Annotated in this window: 14 protein-coding genes; 7 read left to right on the top strand and 7 right to left on the bottom strand. The window is 36.6% G+C overall.

Going from position 1 to position 19,260, the window contains the following annotated elements:
• Positions 1-1,483: 1,483 nt before the first annotated feature.
• Complete coding sequence (locus F6K23_RS06715; protein ID WP_293152387.1) at positions 1,484-1,630, bottom strand: hypothetical protein; 147 nt, start codon at positions 1,628-1,630, stop codon at positions 1,484-1,486.
• Positions 1,631-1,818: 188 nt separating this feature from the next.
• Between F6K23_RS06715 and hisZ the strand changes: the two genes are divergently transcribed.
• From hisZ to F6K23_RS06700, 3 genes are all read left to right on the top strand, one after another.
• The gene (hisZ, locus tag F6K23_RS06710) at positions 1,819-3,351 is read left to right on the top strand and encodes an ATP phosphoribosyltransferase regulatory subunit (protein WP_293152383.1); all 1,533 of its coding nucleotides are present in this window, start codon (positions 1,819-1,821) and stop codon (positions 3,349-3,351) included.
• Between the two features lie 1,041 nt (positions 3,352-4,392).
• Positions 4,393-5,409, top strand: a complete 1,017-nt coding sequence (gene hisG / locus F6K23_RS06705; protein ID WP_293152380.1) for an ATP phosphoribosyltransferase — start codon at positions 4,393-4,395, stop codon at positions 5,407-5,409.
• A gap of 595 nt (positions 5,410-6,004) precedes the next feature.
• Positions 6,005-6,232 carry a ferredoxin family protein gene (locus tag F6K23_RS06700; protein WP_293152377.1) on the top strand — a complete coding sequence of 76 codons (228 nt, stop codon included), beginning with the start codon at positions 6,005-6,007 and terminating at the stop codon, positions 6,230-6,232.
• An 890-nt stretch (positions 6,233-7,122) separates the two neighbouring features.
• Here the strand turns inward: F6K23_RS06700 and F6K23_RS06695 are convergent.
• The 3 genes from F6K23_RS06695 to F6K23_RS06685 form a co-directional block, all read right to left on the bottom strand.
• Positions 7,123-8,934: a ribonuclease J gene (locus F6K23_RS06695; protein WP_293152374.1), complete on the bottom strand. Its 1,812-nt coding sequence runs from the start codon at positions 8,932-8,934 to the stop codon at positions 7,123-7,125.
• Between the two features lie 594 nt (positions 8,935-9,528).
• Positions 9,529-10,413: a 4-hydroxy-tetrahydrodipicolinate synthase gene (dapA, locus tag F6K23_RS06690; protein WP_293152371.1), complete on the bottom strand. Its 885-nt coding sequence runs from the start codon at positions 10,411-10,413 to the stop codon at positions 9,529-9,531.
• 422 nt (positions 10,414-10,835) lie between these two features.
• Positions 10,836-11,891: an aspartate-semialdehyde dehydrogenase gene (locus F6K23_RS06685; RefSeq protein ID WP_375340737.1), complete on the bottom strand. Its 1,056-nt coding sequence runs from the start codon at positions 11,889-11,891 to the stop codon at positions 10,836-10,838.
• 880 nt (positions 11,892-12,771) lie between these two features.
• On the opposite strand from F6K23_RS06685, the gene tig reads away from it, so the two are divergent.
• The 4 genes from tig to F6K23_RS06665 all read left to right on the top strand — a co-directional run bounded on the left by tig (position 12,772) and on the right by F6K23_RS06665 (position 16,961).
• On the top strand, positions 12,772-14,238 hold the full coding sequence (tig, locus tag F6K23_RS06680; RefSeq protein ID WP_293152365.1) for a trigger factor: 1,467 nt from the start codon (positions 12,772-12,774) through the stop codon (positions 14,236-14,238).
• A gap of 241 nt (positions 14,239-14,479) precedes the next feature.
• Positions 14,480-15,166, top strand: coding sequence for an ATP-dependent Clp endopeptidase proteolytic subunit ClpP (clpP, locus tag F6K23_RS06675; RefSeq protein WP_293152363.1), 687 nt, complete (start codon positions 14,480-14,482; stop codon positions 15,164-15,166).
• Positions 15,167-15,178: 12 nt separating this feature from the next.
• Positions 15,179-16,525: an ATP-dependent protease ATP-binding subunit ClpX gene (gene clpX / locus F6K23_RS06670; protein ID WP_293152360.1), complete on the top strand. Its 1,347-nt coding sequence runs from the start codon at positions 15,179-15,181 to the stop codon at positions 16,523-16,525.
• Positions 16,526-16,781: 256 nt separating this feature from the next.
• A complete protein-coding gene (locus F6K23_RS06665; protein ID WP_293152357.1) occupies positions 16,782-16,961 on the top strand; it encodes a zinc ribbon domain-containing protein in 180 nt (59 codons plus the stop codon).
• A 329-nt stretch (positions 16,962-17,290) separates the two neighbouring features.
• Here F6K23_RS06665 and F6K23_RS06660 read toward each other — a convergent pair whose 3' ends face one another.
• From F6K23_RS06660 to F6K23_RS06650, 3 genes are all read right to left on the bottom strand, one after another.
• Positions 17,291-17,545 carry a hypothetical protein gene (locus F6K23_RS06660; RefSeq protein ID WP_367267643.1) on the bottom strand — a complete coding sequence of 85 codons (255 nt, stop codon included), beginning with the start codon at positions 17,543-17,545 and terminating at the stop codon, positions 17,291-17,293.
• A 483-nt stretch (positions 17,546-18,028) separates the two neighbouring features.
• Complete coding sequence (locus F6K23_RS06655) at positions 18,029-18,259, bottom strand: transposase (protein ID WP_293152354.1); 231 nt, start codon at positions 18,257-18,259, stop codon at positions 18,029-18,031.
• A gap of 380 nt (positions 18,260-18,639) precedes the next feature.
• Entirely contained in the window at positions 18,640-18,813 is a 174-nt protein-coding gene (locus F6K23_RS06650; protein ID WP_293152351.1) for a hypothetical protein, read from the bottom strand.
• Positions 18,814-19,260 lie beyond the last annotated feature (447 nt).

The raw sequence follows: 19,260 nt of genomic DNA, 5'->3' as shown, positions 1-19,260 counted from the left end.
AACTGGTCAGTTATTTGAGTCATCCTGAACTAGATAGACTTATCAAGTATTTGTAATATTCTGAATTAGAACAATTCTGAGCTAAACAAAATTTCTTAAGGGGTACTTGAAGAAAAATTTAGCCATGAAGAATTATTCGGTGAAAATTATGAGCTATATCTTCATAAGAAGAGCAGCAGTCTATTTTTTAAGATTGAATAATTAAAATTAAAAGCCTCTACAGATTCTAGTGTCGCTACCCGGAAGTTAAAAGTTATGCATTTAAAAGTCAATCATTTTTGCTAAGTAAATTGTTTGAGGATTTTTGAACTGGTCAGTTATTTGAGTCATCCTGAACTAGATAGACTTATCAAGTATTTGTAATATTCTGAATTAGAACAATTCTGAGCTAAACAAAATTTCTTAAGGGGTACTTGAAGAAAAATTTAGCCATGAAGAATTATTCGGTGAAAATTATGAGCTATATCTTCATAAGAAGAGCAGCAGTCTATTTTTTAAGATTGAATAATTAAAATTAAAAGCCTCTACAGATTCTAGTGTCGCTACCCGGAAGTTAAAAGTTATGCATTTAAAAGTCAATCATTTTTGCTAAGTAAATTGTTTGAGGATTTTTGAACTGGTCAGTTATTTGAGTCATCCTGCAATAGATAGACTTATCAAGTATTTGTAATATTCTGAATTAGAACAATTCTGAGCTAAACAAAATTTATTAAGGAGTACTTGAAGAAAAATTTAGCCATGAAGAATTATTAGGTGAAAATGATGAGCTATATCTTCATAAGAAGAGCAGCAGTCTATTTTTTAAGATTGAATAATTAAAATTAAAAGCCTCTACACATTCTAGTGCCACTACCCGGAAGTTAAAAGTTATGCATTTAAAAGTCAATCATTTTAGATTTGTAATTGTTTGAGGATTTTTTAACTGTCAGTTATTTCCGTCATCCTCCACTAGATAGACTTATCAAGTATTGGTAATATTCTGAATTAGAAAAATTATGAGTTAAACAAAATTTATTAAGGAGTACTTGAAGAAAAAAATGGTCATGAAGAATTATTCGGTGAAAATTATGAGCTATATATTGATAATTGTCAGCAGCTTTTAGTCTATTTTTTAAAATTGAATAATTAAAATTTAAACCCTCTACAAATTCTAGTGCCACTACCCGGAAGTTAAAAGTTATGCATTTAAAAGTCAATCATTTTTGACTTGTAATTGTTTGAGGATTTTTGAACTGGTCAGTTATTTCTGTCATCCTGTACTAGATAGACTTATCAAGTATTTGTAATATTCAGAATTAGAACAATTATGAGCTAAACAAAATTTATTAAGGAGTACTTGAAGAAAAATTTAGCCATGAAGAATTATTCGGTGAAAATTATGAGCTATATCTTCATAAGAAGAGCAGCAGTCTATTTTTTAAGATTGAATAATTAAAATTTAAAGCCTCTACACATTCTAGTCTCGCTACCCAGAAATTAAAAGTCAATCATTTAAAAGCCAATCATTAATAACTTCTGACTTGTGACTTCTGATTTCTGACTTCGTTAAGACTTCTAACTGCCACCAATAATCAAAAATTAAATCAATCATCATACTCTTATTTATCAATTCTTTCCCTCTACCCCCCACTCCCTATTTCCTCTTTTCTAGAGATGTCTAATAATTATTTCCAAAGTCTACTTACAGAGGAACCAATAATAACTTTAAGGTTTCTGCCAGGGTTTGCTAAATGTAGTAAAATACCAATGCCCAAGGAACAACTGCGTATAAACTCCTATTAAGGATAAAAACTCAGAATAACCTTCTCAAGTTTTTTTATGCAAACCACAAAAGTAGAACGAGTCAGAGGTGTCAGGGACATTCTGCCAAACACCTATCACATTGATAAACAAATTAAAAATGCACTAAGTGGTAGTTTTGAATCCTATGGCTACCGACCTATAGATGTACCACTAATAGAATACACTGAACTCTATCTGAAAAAATCTGGTGAGGACATAGTTTCTCGCCTCTACGACTTTATTTATCGTAACCGTCGCCTCTGTCTCAGACCAGAATTTACTGCTTCAGTGGTCCGCGCTTATCTGGACAACTTCCAAGAAATACCCCTGCCAGTAAGACTTTATTATACAGGGCCAGTATTTCGTTATGAAAAGCCCCAGAAAGAGAGATATCGTCAATTTACCCAAATGGGAATAGAGTTAATTGGGGCCAAAGGGGCGATCGCTGATGCGGAAGTTATTTCTATGGCCTGTCAAGGTTTAGACAGTTTAGGTTTAACTGAATATCAAATGTTTATTGGTCATGTTGGAGTTATTAACAAATTCCTCGACCATCTTGAGTTAGATACTCGTCTTCGTAGTTTTCTACTTACTCAGATGGAAACTCTGAGAAAGGAAGGTAGACAAACAGTAGAAAATTTACTCTCTGAAATTTATCCAGCGTTTCAAAAAAATGCTTCTGTTCAACAACAACCAGGCAAAAATATTACGACAAAAAAAATTACAGACCTCTTACAAAACCTAGAAGAAGAGGAGGCTAGAACAGCCATTTTTGAGTTTATCGAAAGTATGAATATCGAACTTTCAAGTACTCGCGAGCCTGAAGAGATAGTTGATCGTTTGTTAGTGAAGATTAAACATCAAAACCAAACTAAACAGCTCAATCAAGCATTAGATTTTATGACAGAGTTGAGTCAACTAAAAGGAGAGCCGAATGCTATTTTAAAAGAAACAGAAAAACTACTTTTAGCTTACAGTATTGATGATTATGGCTTAAAACAATTACAAGATATTCTTCAAAGTTTGGATGCTTTTAATGTAGACAAAAATCGTATTAGTATTGACCTGGGAATTAGTCGGGGTCTCCAATATTATACAGGTATGGTTTTTGAAATTTCTGACAGTAACTTAGGAGAAAGAAAATTATGTGGTGGTGGTAGATATGATGATTTAGTTGTTAGTTTAGGAGGTCAGCAAGAAACTCCTGCAACTGGTTTTTCTTATGTCATGGAAGAACTTAGAGAAGTATTAGCTGAAAAATCTCATTTGAATATCAATAATTATCAATTTGTCGAAGCTTTTGTAGTTGGTATTAGTTCAGATGATTATGTTTATACAGTCGAAATTGCCGAAAAATTAAGAAAGCTAGGTTTACGGATAGAAACTGATATTATCGGGAGAAATATTGAAAATAATATTGAGTATGCAATTCAGCATAATATTCCATTTTTAATTATTTTAAATTCTGTAGAACAACAAGATAGTAAAGTGCTTTTGCAAAACCTAGAATCTGGGGAAAAGCAAAATTTGGAATTAAATGAAGTAGTAAAAAAAGTTAGAAATACTTGAATTACTGAAAAATTAATATCCTTAAATCAAATGATAAACCTTTAGCCGTCAGCATTTAGCCATCAGTTTTTCCTGCGGAATGCTGCGCAAACAGCCATGGGTTTCATTAGATTGAATTGTATAGGTTAAAAACTTAAAACAAGTCTTTCTTATCCTTCAATTTATGGGTTAAAAATGTAGTATTAATTTAAACAAATTTTTACTTCATTCATTAAAAAGCTGAATCCGAACACATTCCGCAGAAAAAGCTGACCGCTAATAGCTAAATGCTTACATCAAATGACCGAAAAATTCTGGTAAATAGCCTCCCCTTTTAAACTATCCCTAATAAGGAACTCCTGAAAACCTTGTGGGGAGCAGGGAGGAGTGGAGAAGGGAGAAAAAATCATAGTAGATAGGAAAAACTACTTAATTCATCAAAAAAAATTTACTTTTTAATACACTTTTTCTCTGACAAAAACCTTTTAAAGACTCGTACATAACTTGTCTATAATATCTACGTTTTATGTCAATAAAGATGTTTATAAAGCATAGCCTTTTAAGGAGATAAAAAAAGAGAATATTCTAGATTTTAAGACTCCTTATTCCAGAGATAGAGATACTGATATAGCAATGTACACTGGCATATTTAGGGTTTGCTGAATAAACTCTTTTTGCTAGGGTAGGCAGTAGGCAGTAGGCAATAGTTAGGAGGTAGAATAAATGGGAATTACAGAGTCAGTGGCCAAAACAATATTAAGAGTTATTTTTCGGCTTTTGCTGCCCGAAAATAATCACTTTTTTAACCACAGAAACTGAAAAGCTCATACTTTTTCCAGACATAATTTGCCTAAAACCAATATCAGTCAATGCTTTGATATTAGATCGGTAAGCCCTATTTACAAATTACAAGAACTTTCCAATAGTTAAAAGTTTTATACTATCGGTTTTTTCTTCCCCCTTCCGGAGCTTTTGCCTGTTGCTTGTTGCCTGCGCACAGCGCTATAACTGATAACTGATAACTGATAACTGATAACTGATAACTGATAACTGATAACTGATATGACCGCCGAGCAAATTTTAAAAATAGCTTTACCCAGTAAAGGTGCATTAGAAAAAGGAGCCATGAACTTATTGTCAGCTTGTGGTTTAACTGTATCTAGACCCAATGACAGACAATATTTTGGCTCTATTCCTGCCTTGCCACAAGTAAAAGTATTATTTCAAAGAGCAGCAGATATCTTTACAAAAGTAGAAGAAGGAAGTGTTGACTTAGGAATTACAGGTTATGACGTAGTTTCTGAAGAAAGTCAATCCGATGATGATGTAATAGTTATTTGGGATAAATTAGGTTATGGTAAATGTGAAGTTGTTTTAGCTGTTCCTGAAAGTTGGGTAGATGTTTCTTCCATAGAAGATTTAGCAGAACTAACTCTATTATTTAAAGAGAAAGGCAAAAATCTCAGAATTGCTACAAAATATAATAACCTGACTCGAAAATGGTTGTATGAAAAGTTAATTGTACATTTTTCCTTAGTAGCAGTACAAGGAGCAATGGAAGCCGCACCAAGCATGGGATATGCTGATATGATTGCTGATGTAACAAGCACTGGTACAACTTTGAGAGAAAATCGTTTAAAGCGAATTGAAGGAGGCACACTTCTTAAGTCTCAAGCTTGTTTAATTGGTAATAAACGTTTGTTACAAGAAAGTGAAGCTAAGTTAGAAACAACTAAGGTCTTTTTAGAGTTAATTGAAGCTCAGATGGAGTCAAAAAAATATGTGTCGATAACAGCAAATGTAGATGGAAAATCGGCAGATGAAATAGGTGATTTGTTAATGAATAAAAGTGGATTAAGTGGCATTACTGGTTTACAAGGACCAACTATTGCTAAAGTATATTCTGGGGAAAAAAATGACTGGTATGCTGCGACAATAGTAGTCAAACAAGAAATGTTGTTATCAGCAATTAATCATCTCAGAAAAGTAGGTGGTACAGATATTACGGTTTCTTCTCCTAATTATGTTTTTGGCTCAAAATCTCAAACTTATGAAGCATTTTTGCAAAAGTTAAATTAACCTATTATTGGTGGAGAAAGTTTATATTTTCTATAGCAGGGAATAGGGAATAGGGAACAGAGGGAAAAACATTTCCCTTTATGAGGTTTATCATCAGTCTATATCCTAGTCAACTTTTTCTCTGCTATAGAAAAAAATATCGACTTAACTCTCCTCTTATATAAAATGCGGTTGGATACCTAATTATATAGTTGGGAGTAGGGGATTGGGGGAGTAGGGGAGATTGAAGACTTGAAGTAATTATAGAATTATCAAGATATACTATGTAAGCAGATTCTATATTACAGCAATGAGTGCTCAGGTATTGACAATGTCCAGCTCAAAGTGCTGTAAGCGAAAAGGTCTACAAAAATAATGTGTAAATATACCAGCGCACATTGCTATATATCATGTCCGGATAATAGCGTGATTAAAAAACCTTTTCCCTTCTAACCTTTTCTTTCCTTCTGCCTTTTTCCCCCTTTCACTCGGGGGGTAGGGGAGATACATAGCTGCCTTACCTCCTCCAAAGTGTAACTATTCAACCGGATTCTATATTACAGCAGAAAAATATCCCATCTAGAAATTTTTAGTTTTGACTCAATAAATAATTAAAATGCCACATACAATTGTTACTGATATTTGCGAAGGTGTTGCTGACTGTGTTGGAGCTTGTCCCGTTGCTTGCATCCACGAAGGACCCGGTAAAAATACCAAGGGAACTGATTGGTATTGGATAGATTTTGATACCTGTATTGACTGCGGAATTTGCCTAACTGTTTGTCCTGTAGAAGGAGCAATTTTGGCCGAAGAAAGACCAGAATCACAGAAGACACCCTTGTAATTAATAATCGACGAGTCAGGAGTCAGTAGTAGGGGCGTTTTGTTCCGCAACATATAAAGCAAAGCTATGCGTCAGCTTTCCGGCCGACGCGCTTCCCATAACTAGGGCTTACCAATCAAATCTCAAAGCATTGACTGATATTGGATTTAGTCTTTTTAGGGTCGAAAAAAGTGCCTGCTTTTCGGTGCCTCAAACTTAAAAAGTGAGCATTTTAGGCAGACAAGTGCAGAAAAATCTAGGGACAAAACATCCAACTACCTTCTCTAATAATTCCCATTTCTCCTGACTCCTGACTCCTGACTCCTCGAAATTTAATATTGAGCAATTAATTTAACGCGGAACCCCCCCTACTGAAATCTTAGCCTCAGCGTACTCCCGATCGTCAAATTTATCAAAATAATTGTGTACAATATCAATTTGAAAAAAGAATGTTACAAATAGTTTCAAACTTTAGATGTCAAATAATTTGCTGAAATTACTGAAGCATCAAAGTTTTGGGCGTTGCTGAAATGTAATGGTAAGTAGCTGAAGGTGAAATTGAAAAACTTATGTTTTACGTTGATACTTAATCTAAAAATCATTACCATTCAGCAACGCCAAGTTTTGAGCTATAAAATCTTACTTTTGACTGTCTTGAGTGCGTCTTACATTCTGAGGGGACCTCAGAATTACGCACTCGCTTTTGACTATTGACTTTTGAATTCCGTGAAACGGTATAATATCATGTCCGGTAGCATCGGAGCGTGTATCAAATTAAGGTGAAACTCTTGAGAAAACCTTCTCTAACCCCCCCTTTCAAAGGGGGGTAGGGGGGGATACATAGTTGCCTTCAGACCACCAAAGTCTAATTATTCAACCGGACATGATATGACTTCTAACTTCTGACTTCCTCAAGATGCTACTTTTGCAGTAGAACGACGTCTCCGTCTTCCCACTGGTTTGACTATAGGAAGTTCTTTTTTCTGCTCTACTTTCTCTTCTGCATTTCTGTCTTGTATATCTCCTGCTTCTGGAGTTTGCATTAAGAAAACTAACAAAGGTTGACCTTGAAGCTCTCGTCTTAACATTCGCTGAACAGCACATTCAAGCTCATTTTTCAACCCAGACCAATCAACTTGAGTATTGCTTGACTTAGCATACTCAGACCAGTTATTGCTCAAACTTTTTTCTAATGTCTTGATCACCAGTTCACGCATTTGTACTTTTTCCATAGCACTTACCACACCACGCAAATGTAACTGAGGTCTATCAATCAATTTACCATCAGAATTCACCGCTAACGCAACAGTCACAACACCATCCTCTGCCAATTGCTGTCTTTCCTTCAGAATGTTATCTTCAACCATGCCAGAACGAGAAGAATCTACCAGTTCAATACCAGAAGGTACTTGAGCTGCAACACGGATAGAATCTTGAGTTAGTTCCACCACATCACCATTTTGTACCACTACCATATTTTCTGGAGGAACCCCCATACTTTGAGCAGTTTGACTGTGCTTAACTAACATCCGATGCTCACCATGAAACGGTACAAAGAATTTAGGACGAGTAAGTGCCAACATTAATTTTTGGTCTTCCTGACAACCATGACCGGAAACATGGATACCCTTATCTTTACCATAGATCACATTTGCTCCTAACATCATTAGTTTGTCAATGGTGTTAACAACAGCGATCGTATTACCAGGAATAGGGTTAGCAGAGAATACAACTGTATCTCCTTTACGAATTTTTATTTGCCTATGTTCACCCTTAGCAATACGGGTTAGTGCTGACATTGGTTCACCTTGAGAACCTGTAGTCAGAATCAATAGTTTCTCATCAGGTAAACTTCGGACACTATGTAGAGGTACAAACAAACTATCTTCACACTTAACATAACCAAGATTGCGAGCATGAGCAATCACATTCAGCATCGATCGCCCTACTGTTGCCACCAACCTACCATGTTTTTTTGCTAGCTCTAGAACTATTTGTAATCTATGTACGCTAGATGCAAAGGTTGTCACCATTAAACGTCCAGGAGCGTTGGCGAATACTCGGTCTAAGTTTGGATAGACTGACCTTTCTGAAGGAGTAAAACCGGGTACTTCTGAATTTGTGGAATCACTTAATAAACAGTGAACTCCCTTTTCTCCATACTCTGCTAACCTTTGAAAATCAAAATTTTCTCCATCTACAGGAGTATGGTCAATCTTGAAGTCACCTGTATGGATAACTACTCCTACTGGTGTTGTGATGGCAACTGTAAAGCTATCCGCCATTGAGTGAGTATTACGAATATATTCAACACTGAAATATTTACCTAACCGGACAATATCACGGGGACGAACAGTCCTCAATTCTGTGCGATTTTGGACTCCTGCTTCTTCTAGTTTTGGGTAGAGTAAAGCCATTGCCAATCTTGGTCCATAAATGACAGGAATTTCTACATTTTTCAAATGGAAAGGAATACCACCAATGTGATCTTCGTGACCATGGGTGACAATCATACCTTTGATTTTATGGCGATTTTCACTCAGATAAGTTACATCTGGTAAGACGATATTTACACCATGCATTCCATCAGTAGGAAAAGCTAATCCTGCATCAAGCAGAATAATTTCGTCATCATATTCAAATACGCAGGTGTTTTTACCAATTTCATGTAGTCCACCTAGAGGAATAATTTTTAGGGCAGATGATGATTTTTTTCTTGTCATAATTATCCTATTTTTGTTGTTGTTTACTTTGAAAGATAAGGAAGAAGGAAGAAGGAAAAATCTGGCGTTTTCTGAGTTTTAAACTTTTGATATTTCCTCACCTTTCCTTCGACTGCTAGATACCAATTTGATAAATATTTGCTATAAATAGCTAGACTATTTCTTAGGAGTCAGGAGTCAGAATGAATAGCTTTGATACCATTTTTTAGGTTGTAATTCATCTTTTTAGTCAAAGGGACATCTCCTGTAAATTATTTTTATCATTTTCCTTATGGGTTTAATACCCCACCGTCAACAGGGGTGTTCAAAATTGTTTGGGGGAGCGTAGACGCGGAGTGGCTTGTCGGAGACTATCCATAAGCAATTTTCCCTCCTTACTCCTTACTCCTTACTCCTTCTTCAATACCCTGAATTATTCTATACATTCTTTTTTAAAATTGGCATTACTCATTTTTAATACCCATTAGTTAAAAGCAGAAAAACTAATCTCTTAAAAATTAAAGATTTTAGCGATTTAGTGAGGGGGTAACTAAATCATTATTCAGATTGACGATATTTAATTTTCTGAAAAACTTTATTACCCGTAAAATTGACTCATAATAAACCTAGTTGACCCATTTCTGCTGATAATTTTTCAGTTACTTCACTTGGAGGGTCGCATAGTGGAGGGCGAGTAGAGCCTACTTTCCAGTTTAGCAGATTTAGTGCTGCTTTTACAGGAATTGGGTTAGTTGTTGCAAATAAAGCTTTGAATAAGCTGAATAGTTTTAGATGAATTTCTGTAGCAACTTGTACCTTACCTGTTTCAAACGCTACTATCATCTCTTGTAGCTGTTTTCCTACTAAATGACTAGCTACACTAACAACACCACTACCACCAATAGCTAGGAGTGGTAAGGTTAGGGAATCATCTCCAGAATAAATCTTAAACTCTGGTGCCGTCAAGTGTCTAATCTGGCTCACTTGGTCTAAGTTACCACTAGCTTCTTTAATAGCAACAATATTAGAAATTTCGGCCAGTTTTGCTACAGTTTCAGGCATCAGATTTTGACCCGTACGCCCTGGTATATTGTAAAGCATTATTGGCAATTCTGGGGTGGCTTGAGCGATCGCTTTAAAATGTTCATAAAGTCCTGACTGTGGTGGCTTATTGTAATAAGGTACCACCTGTAATGAACCATCTAACCCTAATTTAGCAGCTTTTTCGGTGGCTGCGATTGCTTCTCTTGTAGAGTTTGACCCAGTACCAGCTATTACTTTAGCCTTTCCTGATACTGCTTTTTGAACTACTTGAAATAGTTTATATTCTTCTTCCCATGTTAAGCTTGGAGATTCTCCTGTTGTTCCACATATTATTAATGAATCTGTTCCATTTTCTGTCAACCATATAGATAGCTTTTCTACTTTTTCATAGTCAACATTACCGTCTGAATTAAACGGTGTAATCATTGCAGTTATAACTTTACCGAAATCTACCACACTATTTGCACTCCTTATGTTTTTTTTATCGCTTTGTTAGGTCTTCTTCTTTTTTTTGGCCATATTACTAGACCTAATTTTTTTCAGATTAACATCGCTTTCGCTTTACAGTCTCTCTGCAAATTTTTTTTATTTTTGTATGACTGAACTATTGTTAATTACCCATTTCATTACATTGTAGAAATAGGAACTAACTTTACCGAATAATTAAGCTTTAAAGCCTCTCCTTTAAAGTAGAAACAGCGGTCGATATATGGCGAGGAAACCTGCGCCATATCCAATCGACCAAGAGAAGAAAAAATTTTCATGATTAGTCAATCCTCTTCTTTTCAAGGATAGGTAATTGTTAATTATTAATTATTAATTATTAATTATTAATTATTGAATACTCTTTTTTTTCTTTTGTTTTTTGCACCCTGAGTCTAAACTGTTGCTGCTTCTACCCTCAACCAATGTTTTTCCACCAATAACTCAGCTATTTGTACTGCATTCAAGGCAGCTCCTTTTCGGATCTGGTCTCCACTTAACCATAATTCTAATCCACAAGGATGAGAAATATCTTGACGAATTCTCCCCACTAATACATCATCTTTACCACTTGCTTCTATTGGCATTGGAAAATAATTTTTTTGCCAATTTTCTACCAGTGTTACTCCAGGCGCTTGACTTAATATTTCCCTAGCTTTTTCTACACTAAATGGTTGAGCAAATTCTAAATTAATAGCTTCTGAATGAGCGCGTAATACTGGTACCCTGATGCAAGTTGCTGTAATCGGGATATCGTTAGATCCTAATATCTTACGAGTCTCATTAACCATTTTTATTTCTTCTTGACAATATCCCTGCTCATTCAGTGGGGAATTGTGTGGGAACAAATTAAATGCTAATGGATAGGGAAAAATCTCTGTTCCAGGAGTTTTTCCTTCTAAAATTTCTTTCGCTTGAGTTTTCATTTCTTCCATTGCCCTTGCTCCTGCCCCACTTGCTGACTGGTAAGTGGCCACTACTAATCTTTTAATTGGCTGGACTTGGTGCAAAGGCCATACAGCTACACACATTAGTATTGTTGTGCAGTTAGGATTAGCTATTATACCTTGATGTAGAGCCGCAGCTTTTGGGTTAACTTCTGGAACTACAAGAGGCACTTTAGGGTCCATGCGAAAGGCACTTGAGTTATCAATTACTATAGCACCTGCTTCTACTGCTTTCTTTGCCCATTCTTTTGATGTAGATGCACCTGCTGATGCTAGCACTAAATCTACATCTTTAAATGAATCATCTGTTACAGCTTCTACTTGTAAGTTTTGTCCTTTAAATTTTAGAGTGCTACCTGCGGAACGGGGTGATGCTAGTAGTTTTAATTCTGCTACTGGAAAGTTTCTAGTTTGCAGTAATTCTAACAACTCTGTTCCTACAGCCCCACTTGCTCCTAATATTGCTACTTTGTAAAACTCTGACAAATTCTTGTCCTCCTTCATTTTTTCATAATTTTATTTTTTGATAATGGTTTTTATTAAGTTTAATAGTTTGAGCTAATTTTTTGATTTTCTGACTAAAATATATTAGTTATTTTTATTAAATTTGATTCTCATCTAGATGATCTAATCTGCACCCCCTTATGACTTGGTTAGTATAGATATTTTTCAGAAACTTAAGGATTAAAAATTCGCTTTATATTTCATATATAACAGATATTCTATTAGATTATTTGATCGTAAATGGCATTAATACCATCAAAATATTTAATAAAACCAATATTTTTATACTACTAAATTAATTCTATACATACTGACTGACTATCGTCAAATCAAATCAAGCTATTCTTAGATATTTCGATTTAATTCTTTAGACATCAGTTAATTTTATTTTTGACGATCGGACATATATTTTTGATAGAGTAGTTTTAAATTATTATATTACTTCGGCTATTTATATAAATTAAGAGTATTAACATATCAATCTTCAGACAAAATACAGGAAAATCCAGAAATATTTCTATTGAAATTTTGGTCTAAATTTAATCAGTATAATAATATAGTGTAACAACTTGAGAATATTAAAATAAGAACTTAGAGTCATTTCATCTTTGAGTAAATTTTTTATTATACCATAATCATATGCTTGATTTTTAAAATTAAAAAAATCAACTTAACTTTGCCAATAGCGAGAAAAAAATAAAGTTAAAAAAGTCCTAAAATTAAAGCATTCTTGGCGAAGCTAGAGAAATAATTATAGTAAGCTAATAAAGCATAGTGCAATAAAAAGTAAGAATATTAAGATTCCCATAAATTATATAGCTTAATAGAATCATAGCCTATAATCAAAAACTTAGTTCTAACTAACTTAAACAAAACGCCGATGAAAGTTACCCAGGAAAAACTTCCAGCTAGCCAAATAGGCCTGGAAATCGAGATTACACCAGAAATGTCCAAGAATGCCTACGAACAGGTGATTCAAAAATATATCCGTACCGCCAATATTCCTGGGTTCAGAAAAGGCAAGGTGCCTCGACAAATATTGATACAGAGGCTGGGTAGAAATTATGTTAAAGCTATGGCCTTAGATAACCTCATTAATGATTGCTTAGAAAAAGCAAGAGAACAAGAACAAATCAATGCAATAGGGCAATTTGAACTGAGTACAGAATTTGAAGAGTTAGTAAAAGATTTTGAACCAGGAAAAGAAATGGCCTTCTCTGCCAAAGTGGATGTAGAACCAGAGGCTAAAGTGAGTGATTATAAAGGACTGGTAGTCAAGGCTGAAGAAGCTAAATACGACCAGGCTCAATTAGATGAATTTCTAGAAGAACGTCGCTCTGAAAAGGCCACACTAATCCCTGTAGAAGGAAGAGCAGCTCAGTTAGGAGATGTGGCAATAGTAGATTTTGAAGGTATAATTCCATCTGAGACAGAGGGAGAAGAGCCGAAAGAAGTTCCAGGAGGCAAGGCTCAAGATTATCAAGTGGAATTGAAAGAAGGACAATTTATCCCTGGGTTCATTGATGGAATAGTAGGCATGAACCTAGAGCAAACAAAAGAAATTTCCGTTCAATTTCCTGAAGAATATGGTCAGGCAGAGTTAGCAGGTAAGCCAGCAGTATTTACAATTACTCTTAAAGAACTCAAAGAAAAAGAATTACCAGAGTTGGATGATGATTTTGCTCAAGAAATTAGTGAGTTTGAAACATTAGCCGAATTACAGGAGTTCATGGAGAAAAAATTTACCAAAGAAAAAGAAGACCAAACAAAACAGAATAAAGAAATTGCCATTGTAAATGAGCTGGTGACCCATCTGGAAGTAGAATTACCAGAAACTTTAATTAAAAATGAAGTTCAGCAGATGTTAGCCCAAAGTGCCATGGAGTTGAGCCAGTATGGAATAGATGTTAAAGAATTGTTCAGCAGCGATAAATTGCCAGAAATGCAAGAGCGATCGCGGCCAGAAGCAATTGAGCGATTGAAAAGAGATTGGGCTATTAAAACAGTGGCCAAGGAAGAGTCAATCGAGGTAAATGAAGAAGAGATTTTAGCAGAGTCAGAAAAAGTCATGGGACAGCTTCAAGGAAAGGATGTCGATCCAGATAGATTAAGAGAAGTAGTCACAGAAGACTTACTGAAGGAAAAAACAATCAAGTGGTTGGAAGAAAATGGCACAGTAGAGTTAGTACCTGAAGGAACTCTAACTAAAGATTCAGAAATAGATCAAGCTACAGAAACTCCTGTAGAAACTGATTCAGAGTCAGAAATAGATGAAGCTACAGAAACTACAGAAACTATTGTAGAAGTTGAGGCTGAACAGGTAGCTACTGTGGAAAATCCTAATTGAAGAAGGCAGAAGGCAGAAGGCAGAAGGCAGAAGGTATAATTATTATGGGTAGTATTCGACACGCCACTCCGTGTCTGATAAACCCAAACAATTTTAAGTACCCCTAAAATTAATGAATGGTTGGGTAATCCCAACTACCAATATTAGTAAAGCTAAGTCATAATAATATTCAGCTTGGATTGATACGAATCAAAAATGAGCAAGTAAAAACAAAATTTGTTTATATATAAACTGATGTACCATGGTTATATCTCAATATTCTGATGATTTAGTTAATATCTATAACAAGTTACAAGTTTACTCCGGTCCTAGTAACATTGTGCCCATGGTTGTAGAACAATCAGGGATGGGAGAAAGAGCTTTTGACCTCTACTCACGGCTCCTCAGAGAAAGAATTATTTTTTTGGGGACTCCAGTAGATGATAATTTAGCTAATACCATTACTGCTCAGATGTTATTCCTGGATGCTGAAGACCCAGACAAAGATATTCAACTCTATATCAACTCCCCTGGAGGTTCTGTGACTGCTGGAATGGCTATATATGACACCATGCAGCAGGTACGGCCTGATGTTGTCACAATTTGTTACGGTTTGGCTGCAAGTATGGGGGCTTTTCTTCTTTCTGGTGGGACAAAAGGTAAAAGGATGTCCCTTCCTAGTTCTAGAATAATGATTCACCAGCCTTTAGGTGGCGCTCAAGGTCAAGCGGTAGATATTGAGATACAGGCTAAAGAAATCTTATATCATAAGCGTAAGCTGAATGAACTTTTATCAGCTCATACAGGTCAACCTCTAGAAAAAATAGAAGTTGATACAGACCGCGACTTCTTTATGTCCGCAGAAGAAGCCAAAAATTATGGCTTGGTCGATCAAGTCATTACTAAACAGAATCTTCCTGTACCAGGAGAGTCTGTCCCTGCAATATAGTAAGAGGAAGTTATGTCTAAATACGACTCCCATCTAAAATGTTCATTTTGTGGCAAGTCTCAGGAACAGGTCCGTAAGTTAATAGCAGGTCCTGGAGTTTATATTTGTGATGAATGTGTAGAGTTGTGCAATGAGATTTTAGATGAGGAGCTTTTTGACTCTAACACAACAGGGCCACAACCTCCAACGCCAAGACCAGCAACCCCTGCTCAAAAGCGAAGTAGTACTGCCAAAAGAGTTTCAGTTGCCCAACTTCCTAAACCTAGAGAAATTAAGAATTATCTGGATACTCATGTTATTGGTCAGGAGGAAGGTAAGAAGGTTTTGTCAGTGGCAGTTTATAACCACTATAAACGTCTGACCTTTGTAGAAGCCAAAAAAAGTGGCAAGTCTTCTCCAGATGAGGTGGAATTACAAAAATCTAATATTTTATTGATTGGGCCAACTGGTTGTGGTAAGACATTGTTGGCTCAAACTTTGGCAGAATTATTGGATGTACCATTTGCTGTGGCAGATGCGACAACATTAACAGAAGCTGGATATGTTGGGGAAGATGTAGAGAATATTTTGTTGCGACTTCTGCAAGTAGCAGATTTAGAGGTAGAGGAAGCACAACGGGGTATCATATATATAGATGAGATAGATAAGATAGCTCGCAAGAGTGAGAACCCTTCCATAACAAGAGATGTGTCTGGAGAGGGGGTACAGCAGGCTTTATTAAAAATGTTAGAGGGAACTGTGGCTAATGTCCCGCCTCAAGGTGGTCGGAAACATCCCTATCAAGATTGTATTCAGATCGACACGAGTAATATTCTATTTATATGTGGTGGGGCTTTTGTTGGTTTAGATAAAATAGTAGAGCAGAGAAACGGCAAAAAGTCAATGGGCTTTGTTCAGCAATCAGGAGAAAATCAGTCCAAGGATAAAAAAGTAATAGATTTAATGAAGCAAATGGAACCGAATGACTTGGTGAAGTTTGGCTTAATTCCAGAATTAATTGGGCGAATACCAATGGTAGCGGTAGTTGAACCTTTGGATGAGGAGACTCTGATGGAAATTTTGACAAAACCTCAGAATGCTTTGGTGAAGCAATATCAAAAGTTGTTGCGGATGGATAATGTACAGTTGGAGTTTGAGGAAGAGGCAATTCGGGCGATCGCGAAGGAAGCGTTTAGGAGAAAAACGGGGGCACGAGCGTTGCGGGGTATTGTGGAGGAGTTGATGTTAGATGTGATGTATGAATTACCTTCGCGGAAGGATGTCACTCGGTGTACTATTACTAAGGAAATGGTAGAGAAGCGATCGACTGCCGAGTTATTAATGCATCCATCATCGTTACCAAAACCTGAGTCTGCTTAACTAGCGATCATTATTTCAGCTTCTAAAGTAAGGGAGGAGTTTACTGGTTCAGATGGGGAATTTCTGTCAGGGACTAACGAATAACTCAGACCTTGTACCTTCAAGGGTTTGTAACTGTTGCCCATAATACTGACTACTTATTTGGCTAAAAACCACAACCTACCCCCATCCCCTCCCGGGAGGGGAGCAAGAGGGGTGGGTGCTGATATGGGTTTTTATGAATTCAGAAGACAGCTAGAATACAAGTGTGAGTTATATGGTTGCTGAGTTAATCATCGTTGATAGATGGTTTCCCAGTTCTCAGACCTGCTCTAACTGTGGAAGTGTTAAAGAGTCTCTGTCTTTGTCAGAGAGAGTTATAGAGTGCGAACACTGCAATTTTAGCTGTGATTGCTCCGCAACGCTAGCGCGAACGAGATTTGTTTGCGGAGCATGACAAACGGAAATGCTAGTTTAAAGCACTTTTTAGGAAGCGTGAGGTACAGTTCATTAATTCTCTGTTGCCTGTTGCCTTCCGGAGCTGTTGCCTGTTGCTTAAAGTCCTAAAATTTTGTACCTCACTAACTCCGAAACTGCTGTAAATCTAGCTATGGCGGTCAGTGAGAGCTATGCTCCGCGTTCCGCGTTTCGCGTTAGCGTTGCGTAGCAAACGACCGTGACATCTTGTGGACTGGATAACGCAGACGTTGCCGAGTGGGAAGCAGGAATGGAACAGATAATCATAGATTTCTATAGAACCCCTAAGCGGATCTTTTTTTTCGACAATCAGGCGATCGCCAATCTCTTAAGCAGCAGTCGAACAAAACAAAGATTGACCTTGAGTATGGCATTTTCTAAGGTTCTTTTCCTACGGAATGCTCCGCAAACAAAATTTTTGGCCAAGCTTTTGCATCTTTCCATCCAGGAGTTGGTTCTTTCTATCACCCACCTTGCTTTAACTGGGATAAATCCTGTTTTTCCAAGATTCTCTTTCTGTGCCTTCGATGGTTTAGGCCAGAGTTTAAATCGAATCTTGGTCATAATAGCTGGATAAATTTTTTTCAACTCAATCGTTAATTTTTCCGGGTGATATCCATTATCAAGAAGGATGGTGATTTTAGGAATATTGACCGGTTTAGACTTAAAATAATCAATTGTTTACAGCGGTTTTCATTTGGGTAGACCACAGTAGGGACGTTCCATGGAACGTCCCTACAAAGTTTGATGTGTGAAGATGTGGTTCATCAATTTGAAAAGCGCTGTAAGACAACATTTCAATTAATCCCACATCATCAGACACTGATGCCTTGGTACAATGGGCAAAAAAGGGAAAGCCTAGACTATCTACTGCGTTCCGGTCTGTTAATTCCGTTAGTAGCCTTGTAAAAACTTCCATCATGCATGACTCTACACCAGCATTACAAGTATTTTTCACCTATGAGTGAATCAATAATGATGAGAGTCGTCCCGGAGCGCTTTTTTTTACTTGTTGGCGTACTTTGGCGTGCAATACATCTCTAATTTTCAAGGGTTACTCCTTCCAATACGCCACTGTTTGTAATGCCAGAATACTGTAGAATAAGGAGGTAACTCCAGGGGTAAATCACACCAATTGCAACCATTCTTGAGCTGGTAGAGAACACCATCCAATATTTCTCTTTTGCTCCATTTAGGGGGTTTAGTTCTTTTCTTTTTGGGCAGCAGTGGTTCAATTAAAGCCCACTCGCTGTCTGTCAAGCTACTTGAGTATGGCATTTTCTATCCATTATACTCTCTCACAAAGATCCGCTTAGGGGTTCTATAGATGATCGTAGGTTTCTAATAACGGCGAAGACCTGTTAACACACTTCTGGTTGAATACCCTTGAAGAAGGCATTTATGCTGTTGGCGTTAGCATTCTGTTTGCGTTTCATGTACGCAGCAAGATTTTTCCTTCTTCCTTCTTCCTTCTTTCTTCTTTCTTCTTCCTTCTGCTATATACAGTTATCAGTAGTTCCGGTTCTGATCTCAAATCCGTTTAATTCGGTATACAAAAATGTTCCATCTTCAACCATTACCAAATATTTCTCTCACTCCCCATCTCCCCATCTCCCTATCTCCCCATCTCCCTATCTCCCCATCTAATTACACCGATGCTACCGGATTTGATATGACTTACAGTTTGTGTGTGCAGCTTGCCTGAAAACAAATAATGGTAGTCCTGCATGGTAATGGTGAAGATATATCTTTTTTAATTTCTCCCGCACTCCCCATCCCCCCATCTCCCCATCTCCCCATCTCCCCATCTCCCCATCTCCCCATCTCCCCACACACTCTCTACCATTACTATGCACCACCACCCAAATAATTTTCCCGGCGTTGCTGAATAAATGTATGATTTCACAGGAGTCAGGAGTCAGTAGATGGAAAAGAGTTTTGCGGTGACTAAATAGAAAGAAATAGGTATAATTTGCACTACTGTTTTGGCTGAAAATTTACCCAAAGTGGAATTTCATACCTCAAATCAGCAACGCCAATTTTCCCTAACATTGACTGATGACTGTTAACTATTTTAATTTTTATCCCTATCGATACTTAATAATATTTAATCTTAATAAGTGGATAGTGTCTGCATAGAGTATTGAGCTATACAGAATTATAGCAATGTGCGCTGGCTTATGTACAAATTACAGTAACTTTCCAATAGCTAAAAGCCTGATATTATCGGTTTTTTATTCCCCCTGTTGCCTGTTGCCTGTTGCCTGCGCACAGCGCTA

It is taken from the genome of Okeania sp. SIO2C9, from assembly GCF_010672455.1.
In the GTDB taxonomy this organism is placed as follows: Bacteria; Cyanobacteriota; Cyanobacteriia; order Cyanobacteriales; family Microcoleaceae; genus Okeania.
The sequence above is the reverse complement of the archived record's forward strand: the minus strand, read 5'-3'. Positions and strand labels throughout refer to the sequence as shown.